Here is a 6,817-nt window from a genome sequence, read left to right as displayed (position 1 = left end):
CCTTCGGTCCACACGCCGACCAGCACAACGCGCTCGAGGCGCAGTTGCCGGTACTCGACCTCGGAGACGTCGGCGAGTTCGGTGGATAGGCCGGCGACGCGGCGAAGCGCCGAACGGTCGTCAAGCGCGAGTTCCCCCGTGCTGGGTGGCAATTGGTCAGGAAATTCTGGATATGTCATAGGCAACTTAGATGGTGCACGCCAAAGCGGCGACATGCATCCGAATTAACACTGTGCTGCCCGCCACCATTCCTCGCTGAGTTCGCCTAAGGCCACCAGCACCGACGGCCCACGCAGGTAGCTGGTCGCGTCAGTGACTGTGACGACGACGTCGCCGCCCGGAACCCGCACGGTGAGCGTGCCGTTGGCCGCACCGGCATACGACAGAGCGGCGACCGCCGCGGCAACGGTGCCGGTGCCGCACGAACGGGTTTCGCCCACCCCACGCTCGTGGACACGCATGCTGACCCCGCCGTCGGCCGGCGCGGTCAGAACCTCGACGTTGACCCCGTCCGGGAATTGCGCTTCGTCGAACGTTACCGGCGCCGCGACGTCGAGTGCCGCCAGCGCTTCGAGGGTCAACTCCGGGTCGACGCACGCCAGGTGCGGGTTGCCGACGTCGACCGCCAGCCCGCTGAAGGAGCGGCCACCCACCACCGCCTGCCCCTTCCCCAACGTGTTGGTCTTTCCCATGTCCACGCTCACGTCGGCATTGGCCGCATCGACGCGGTGCAGCACGACGGGTCGCGGGCCCGCGAGTGACCCGACGACGAACTCGTCACGGCATTCCAATCCGCTGGCGCGCAAGTAATGCGCGAACACCCGCGCGCCGTTGCCACACATCTGTGCCGTCGACCCGTCGGCGTTGCGGTAGTCCATGTACCAGTCGTCGACGCTCACACCGTCGGGAACCCGATCAAGCACGCCCGCGGCCAGCGCAGCGCCTGCTGTGGTGACCCGCAGTACCCCGTCGGCCCCGAGTCCACGGCGCCGATCGCACAAAGCGGACACCGCTTCGGGCGTCAACGTCAGCGTGGCGTCGAGATCGGGCAGCAACACGAAGTCGTTCTGGGTGCCATGGCCTTTGGCGAAAATCATCTGCGCCACTCGCTACGGATCACCTGCTCAGGATACTGTCGGAGAGTCGTCCGCGGGTGCTCGCAGCGCGTGACACTTACCAGCACATCATGCTGCCAAAGGCGCGTGACCAGCACGAACACCGCCCCAGAGGAAGCCTCCAGAAACTTGGACAAAAAATCGGTGTAGCTATTTTCTATTCCACATGCGTCCAGTAGCTTAGGCCGGGAGCTGAACGCGACTTAATCCGCATGGCCTCGGGTAGGAGGCGAGACGATGGCAGGGCGGCACGCAAAGCGGAAGACTCGCACGCGCAACGCCAAGATCCGTCGTTGCGCGGCCGTCGCCAGCTCAGGATTCGTGCCGCCAGGCGCGCACAGCCGCATCCGCATTGTCAGAGGCACTGGCATCCAGCCACTGGATCCGGTGATCACGGCGAAACCACGACCGCTGGCGCCGTACATAGCGGCGGGTGCCGATGAACGTCGGTTCGCGTGCGGCGTCGCCGTTTCCGCCGGCGTCCAGGTCAGCGATCACCTGCGCGTAGCCCAGCGCCCGCGATGCAGTGACGCCGTCGCGTAGTCCACGATCAAGCAGCATGACCACTTCGTCGACCAGACCGTCGGCGAACATCGTGTCAGTGCGGCGGGCCAGTCGCTCGTCGAGAAGCTCAGTGCCACAGTCTAATCCGACGATCACGGTGTCCCAGCGGGGCGTGCCGATGGCCGGCGCAGACGCGGCGAACGGCTGACCGGTGAGCTCCACCACCTCCAGCGCCCGCACAATGCGCCGACCGTCCGTCGGCAGGATTGACGCCGCGGCGGTCGAATCGCGAGCGGCCAGTTCGGCGTGCAGACGATCTGCGCCGATCTCGGCGAGGCGCCGCTCCCACTTCGCCCGTACCGCCGGGTCGGTCGTCGGGAACGACCAGTCGTCGAGCAGCGATTGGATGTAGAGCATCGATCCGCCCACCAGCACCGGCACCTTGCCCCGGGCCGCGATCGCCTCGATATCGCCGGCGGCCGCCGTCTGATAGCGGGCGACGGTCGCGGTCTCGGTGACGTCGAGGACGTCGAGTTGGTGATGCCGGATGCCACGCCGTTGCGCGACAGGCAATTTCGCGGTGCCGATGTCCATTCCACGGTAGAACTGCATCGCGTCGGCGTTCACGATCTCCGCGTCGAGCCGCTCGGCGACGTCGAGAGCCAACTGCGACTTACCGGTGCCCGTCGGGCCGACGATCGCCAGTGGCCTCACGGCTGCCAGACGCCGGCGAAGTACCCGACGCCGTAGGGCGCCGCCCGGTAAAGCTCCTTGGCCGACCGCGGCGCCGGCTGCACCAGACCCGCCAGCACACCGAAGGCCACCCGCCCCACGACCTGACCGGGCAGCCGCGTCAGCGCGGCCACGTCGCCGCCGCCCAGCGCGTCGTCCAGGGCGCACTGAATATCGACGTCGGCGGGTTGATGGCCGCCCGGGGCGGCTGGGGTCAAGGTGTTGGCGCCGTCGGCGATGACGAGCACACCCGTCGGCTCGCCCGACTGATCCAGCTCGCTGCGCAGTTGTCTGCCACGGGCCAGCGCAGTCGTCGCATCGTGATGCCTGGCGAAGACCCGAACCTCGGCGCGCGCATTCGGCTGGGCCTGAGCCCGCACCCACCCGGCGATCAGCGCACACAGCGGCAGCTCGACCACCGGGCCGGTGGCCCGCGGCGACAGCCGCACCGGCAGGTCGACGCCGAAACCGGCGAAGGTACCGACGTTTTCCGCGCCGACGACGACGTCCTCAGTTCCGACCCCGATGACCACGATGCGCGGCGGCAGCGCGGCGACAGCGGCGAGCATCGCCGCCCGCAGTTCAGCCACCTCGTCGGCCGCCGCTCCGGCAAGCTCGGGGACCAGCACCGGCGCGGACGGGATGATCGCGATGGTGCTCAACACGCCATCAAACTAGCGTTCCTACGACGCCAAGGGTTGCGCGGTGGCTTTCGAGCGTCGCCGGTTGAGCGCTTCCATCGTGGCGGCCTCGCCCCGGGCCAGCGCCACGGTTGACACGACCATCAGCACCACCGCCGCCAGCAAGACAAACAATGTCTCGTCGCTGACGCGCAGCTCCTCGGAGAGCACGGTGATCGCCAAGATCCAGCCCACCACCGGTTTGGCCAACGTCATTGTCGGCAACGACGCGGTGAGGGGGCCAGCGCGAAACGACGCTTGTTGAAACACCATGCCCGCCAGCGCAACTCCGAGCCAGGCATACAGTTCCGGCGCCCGCACCAATTCGCCCAAGCCGCCGTGTGCGGCGTCGACGACACCTTTGGTCAGCACCGCAAACAATGCCAGCGACGAGCCCGCCACCACTGCCAGCAACACCGCAGCAACTGCCCCCGACCAGATGCGGGCGCCAAGCACGCACAACACCAATGCCGGGCCCATCACCATGAGAACCACCGCCCAGGTTGCCCAAGAGGCCCGCTGCTGGTCGGATGTCGGATTGCCCACCATGAGGACGATCGCCACCGCGGCGGCCAGGGCCGCTGCCCAAACCCATTCCCACGCGGTTACCCGATGATTGGTGATCCGCGCATTAATCGGCAGAGCGAACAGCAACACCGTCACTTGCAACGCGGTCACCAGCATCACTGAGCCCAGGCTCAACGCCGCGGCCTGGAAAGCGTAATTGGCCACCGCGGCCACTGCGCCCCACCACCACCGGGCATCGCGCACCGACAGGCGGAACAACTCCCATGCACCGACCTGTTTGTCGACGATCTCATGCGCCGAACGCTGCCGAATCACCGATCCGATGGCCGATACCAACGCGGCTCCCAAAGCCAGGAGCACAGCGGCGACGTCTGCGCCGTCCATGGGCGGCCTCCTCCCGACTCTCGGCCAACTCTTCCATGGACACGCTACTGAGTTGAGCAACGAAGACGGCGCGTTTCTACAGCACCTTCCCGGCGGCCACGATGTCACGCCCGGCGCCGGCCGCAATGCTGGCCGCCTCCCCGCGGGCCAGGGCGACTGTCGAGACGACCACCAGCACCGCGGCGGCGATCAGCGCAAACACCTTGGGACCGTCGGTGTTCAACGTCTCATTGAGCACCAAGACCCCGAGTAGCGACGCCACCACCGGCTTGGCGACGGTCACCGTCGGCAGCGAGGCGGTCAACGCGCCAGCGCGGAACGACGACTGCTGAAAGATCATCCCCGCCAGCGCCGCCGGTATCAGACAGTAGGCTTCGGGCGCCCGCAACAATGCCCCGAAGCCGCCCGAAACCGCCCCGACGGCGCCCTTGGTCAGAACCGCGAACAACGCCAGCGACGAGCCGGCCACCACCGCCAGCAGCACCGGCGCGGCCGGTCCGCCCGACCAGACCCGCGCGCCCAGCACGCACAGCACCAAGATCGGACCCATCACGACGGCAACCGCCAGCCATGTCGCCGGCGAAGCTCGCGAGTGGCCGGGATCCGGGTCGCCTACGGTCACCACCACCGCAAGCGCGGCAGCCAACAGGGCCGCCCACATCCATTCCCACCGGGTCACCTTGTGATGGGCTAGCCGCGCATAAATCGGCAGCGCGAACAGCAGCGATGTCACCTGCAACGCCGTGACCATCATCACCGAGCCCAACGCCAGCGCGCCGGCTTGCAGACTGTAGTTGGCAATCGCGCCGACGCCGCCAAGCCACCAGCGGGTGTCACGCAACGACAAGCGGAAGAGCTCGAGGTGACCGACCTGCTTATCGGTGACCTCTTGAGCCGAACGCTGTCGCACGACGTCGCCGATCGCGGAGGCCAGCGCGGCGCACAGCGCGATCAACGCCGCGAAATCCGCTTTCGACATCCACGATCTCCTCGTCCCACGACCGGTCCGCGTTCGGTTACCCAACACCGAGTATTAACCAACAGTTTCCACGAAACAGCCTATGGCGCTGACGGCGTGCGCCGACGTCGGCTAGTCAACTCGCCGCAATTACACGCGCGGAAGAGCAGATTGTTTCACGAACAAGGGGCAATTCGTGCTGACGCTCCGAGCCGATAACCGGGCCCTGGAGCGGCTGCTAAGCCAACTGGGACCGCACCGCTCAACAAGCTGCTTCAATACTGGTGAGATCCAGACGGGAGTGCCCTGGGCTTCGTCCCGCAAGTGCAGTTGGCGGCGCCGCAATGCGCGGCAGGTGCGCGGCTAATAACCGCGCGAAGGGTAGGTGATGGCAGCTCATGACGCCTGACGAGCCTCAGAACGAACCCCGGCCCACGCCGGGCCCGGTTCCAAGGCCGGGACCGCGGCCCGGGCCCAGACCAACATCCCGTCCCCACCCTCACCCAGTTGCAGCACCGCTGGCCAATGATCCGCACCGATTCGGCCGAGTCGACGCCGACGGGACGGTATGGCTGATCACCGCGGCCGGCGAGCGGGTCATCGGGTCCTGGCAGGCCGGCGACGCCGAAGCGGCGTTCGCGCATTTCGGTCGGCGATTCGACGACTTGAGCACCGAGGTCGCGCTGATGGAAGAGCGGCTGGCTTCGGGCACCGGCGACGCTCGCAAAATCAAAGCCACCGCGGCCGGTCTGGCAGAAACGTTGCCGGATGCGCATGTGCTCGGAGATATCGACGCGCTGGCGGCCCGGCTTAACGTTATTGCGGAGCGGGCCGAAGCGGCCGCGGCCGCCGATCGCTCCCGTCGCGAAGAGCATCGCTCCAGCCAGACCGCACGCAAGGAAGCGTTGGCCGCCGAAGCCGAGGAGCTGGCCAACACCTCGACGCAGTGGAAGGCGGCGGGCGACCGGCTGCGCGCGATCCTCGACGAATGGAAGACGATCAGCGGCCTGGATCGCAAGACCGACGATGCCCTGTGGAAGCGCTACTCGGCTGCGCGGGAAACCTTCAACCGGCGACGCGGATCCCATTTCGCGGAGTTGGACCGCGAGCGGGCGGGCGCCCGCGAGGCCAAAGAGCGGCTGTGCGTGCAGGCTGAAGAGCTCGTCGATTCGACGGACTGGGGTCCGACCAGCGCCGAGTTCCGCAAGCTGCTCACCGACTGGAAGGCCGCCGGACGTGCGGCCCGCGACGTCGACGATGCGTTGTGGCGCCGCTTCAAGGCCGCCCAGGACACCTTTTTCAAGGCACGCAATGCTGCGACCGCCGAGCGAGACAGCGAGCTGCAGGCGAACGCCACCGCGAAAGAAGCGCTGTTGGCGGAGGCGGAAAAGCTCGATACGAGCGATCACGAGGCGGCCAGGTCGGCGCTGCGGTCGATCTCCGAGAAATGGGATGCGATCGGGAAAGTGCCGCGGGAGCGGTCCGCCGAGCTCGAGCGGCGGCTGCGGGCCGTCGAGAAGAAGGTGCGCGACGCCGGCGAATCGGACTGGTCAGACCCACAGGCTCAGGCCCGCGCCGAGCAGTTCCAAGCGCGGGCCGAGCAGTTCGAACGCCAGGCCCAAAAAGCGGAGGCGGCCGGTCGCAGCAAGGAAGCCGAGGAGGCCAAGGCCAATGCCGACCAGTGGCGGCAATGGGCCGACGCCGCCGCGGATGCGTTGTCCCGCAAGCCCTAAGAGCGAGCAGCTATTCGGGAGGATCCTCGTCTTCGAGGGATTCCAGCAGTGTTCGGGATTGGCGGTGCGCGGCGGCTCGACGGCGCTGTTCGTCGGCGGCAAGTTGCACGATCGTGCGCGACCACACCACCCGGGCCCAGTGAAACGTCAACGCGATGATGGTGATCCAGGCCAGTACCAGGC

The 6,817-nt window shown here is 67.4% G+C and carries 6 protein-coding genes and 2 pseudogenes; 1 reads left to right on the top strand and 7 read right to left on the bottom strand.

Annotation, left to right across the window (positions count from 1 at the left end; genetic code table 11):
• The 6 genes and pseudogenes from WBF82_RS13860 to WBF82_RS13835 form a co-directional block, all read right to left on the bottom strand.
• Positions 1-179 (bottom strand): annotated as a pseudogene (locus WBF82_RS13860) (GTPase HflX); the annotation flags it as partial.
• 45 nt (positions 180-224) lie between these two features.
• Positions 225-1,097: a diaminopimelate epimerase gene (gene dapF / locus WBF82_RS13855; protein ID WP_424383578.1), complete on the bottom strand. Its 873-nt coding sequence runs from the start codon at positions 1,095-1,097 to the stop codon at positions 225-227.
• Positions 1,098-1,427: 330 nt separating this feature from the next.
• The gene (gene miaA, locus WBF82_RS13850) at positions 1,428-2,333 is read right to left on the bottom strand and encodes a tRNA (adenosine(37)-N6)-dimethylallyltransferase MiaA (RefSeq protein ID WP_424383577.1); all 906 of its coding nucleotides are present in this window, start codon (positions 2,331-2,333) and stop codon (positions 1,428-1,430) included.
• Complete coding sequence (locus tag WBF82_RS13845) at positions 2,330-3,016, bottom strand: hypothetical protein (protein ID WP_424383576.1); 687 nt, start codon at positions 3,014-3,016, stop codon at positions 2,330-2,332. Before WBF82_RS13845 ends, miaA begins: the two co-directional genes overlap by 4 nt.
• An 18-nt stretch (positions 3,017-3,034) precedes the next feature.
• Positions 3,035-3,943: a DMT family transporter gene (locus WBF82_RS13840; RefSeq protein WP_424383575.1), complete on the bottom strand. Its 909-nt coding sequence runs from the start codon at positions 3,941-3,943 to the stop codon at positions 3,035-3,037.
• A 76-nt stretch (positions 3,944-4,019) separates the two neighbouring features.
• The gene (locus WBF82_RS13835; protein ID WP_424383574.1) at positions 4,020-4,922 is read right to left on the bottom strand and encodes a DMT family transporter; all 903 of its coding nucleotides are present in this window, start codon (positions 4,920-4,922) and stop codon (positions 4,020-4,022) included.
• Between the two features lie 377 nt (positions 4,923-5,299).
• Here WBF82_RS13835 and WBF82_RS13830 point away from each other — a divergent pair, with 377 nt between their 5' ends.
• Entirely contained in the window at positions 5,300-6,634 is a 1,335-nt protein-coding gene (locus WBF82_RS13830; RefSeq protein WP_424383573.1) for a DUF349 domain-containing protein, read from the top strand.
• A gap of 10 nt (positions 6,635-6,644) precedes the next feature.
• Here WBF82_RS13830 and WBF82_RS13825 read toward each other — a convergent pair.
• A pseudogene (locus WBF82_RS13825) lies at positions 6,645-6,817 on the bottom strand (hypothetical protein); the annotation flags it as partial.

It is taken from the genome of Mycobacterium sp., assembly GCF_049673265.1.
Lineage (GTDB): Bacteria > Actinomycetota > Actinomycetes > Mycobacteriales > Mycobacteriaceae > Mycobacterium.
Note: the sequence above shows the minus strand (reverse complement) of the source record. Positions and strands in the feature narration are given on the sequence as shown.

Coding starts and splice junctions, on each gene's coding strand:
- dapF (WP_424383578.1), bottom strand. CDS start 1,097: ATGATTTTCGCCAAAGGCCATGGCACCCAGAACGACTTCGTGTTGCTG.
- WBF82_RS13840 (WP_424383575.1), bottom strand. CDS start 3,943: ATGGACGGCGCAGACGTCGCCGCTGTGCTCCTGGCTTTGGGAGCCGCG.
- WBF82_RS13835 (WP_424383574.1), bottom strand. CDS start 4,922: ATGTCGAAAGCGGATTTCGCGGCGTTGATCGCGCTGTGCGCCGCGCTG.
- WBF82_RS13830 (WP_424383573.1), top strand. CDS start 5,300: ATGACGCCTGACGAGCCTCAGAACGAACCCCGGCCCACGCCGGGCCCG.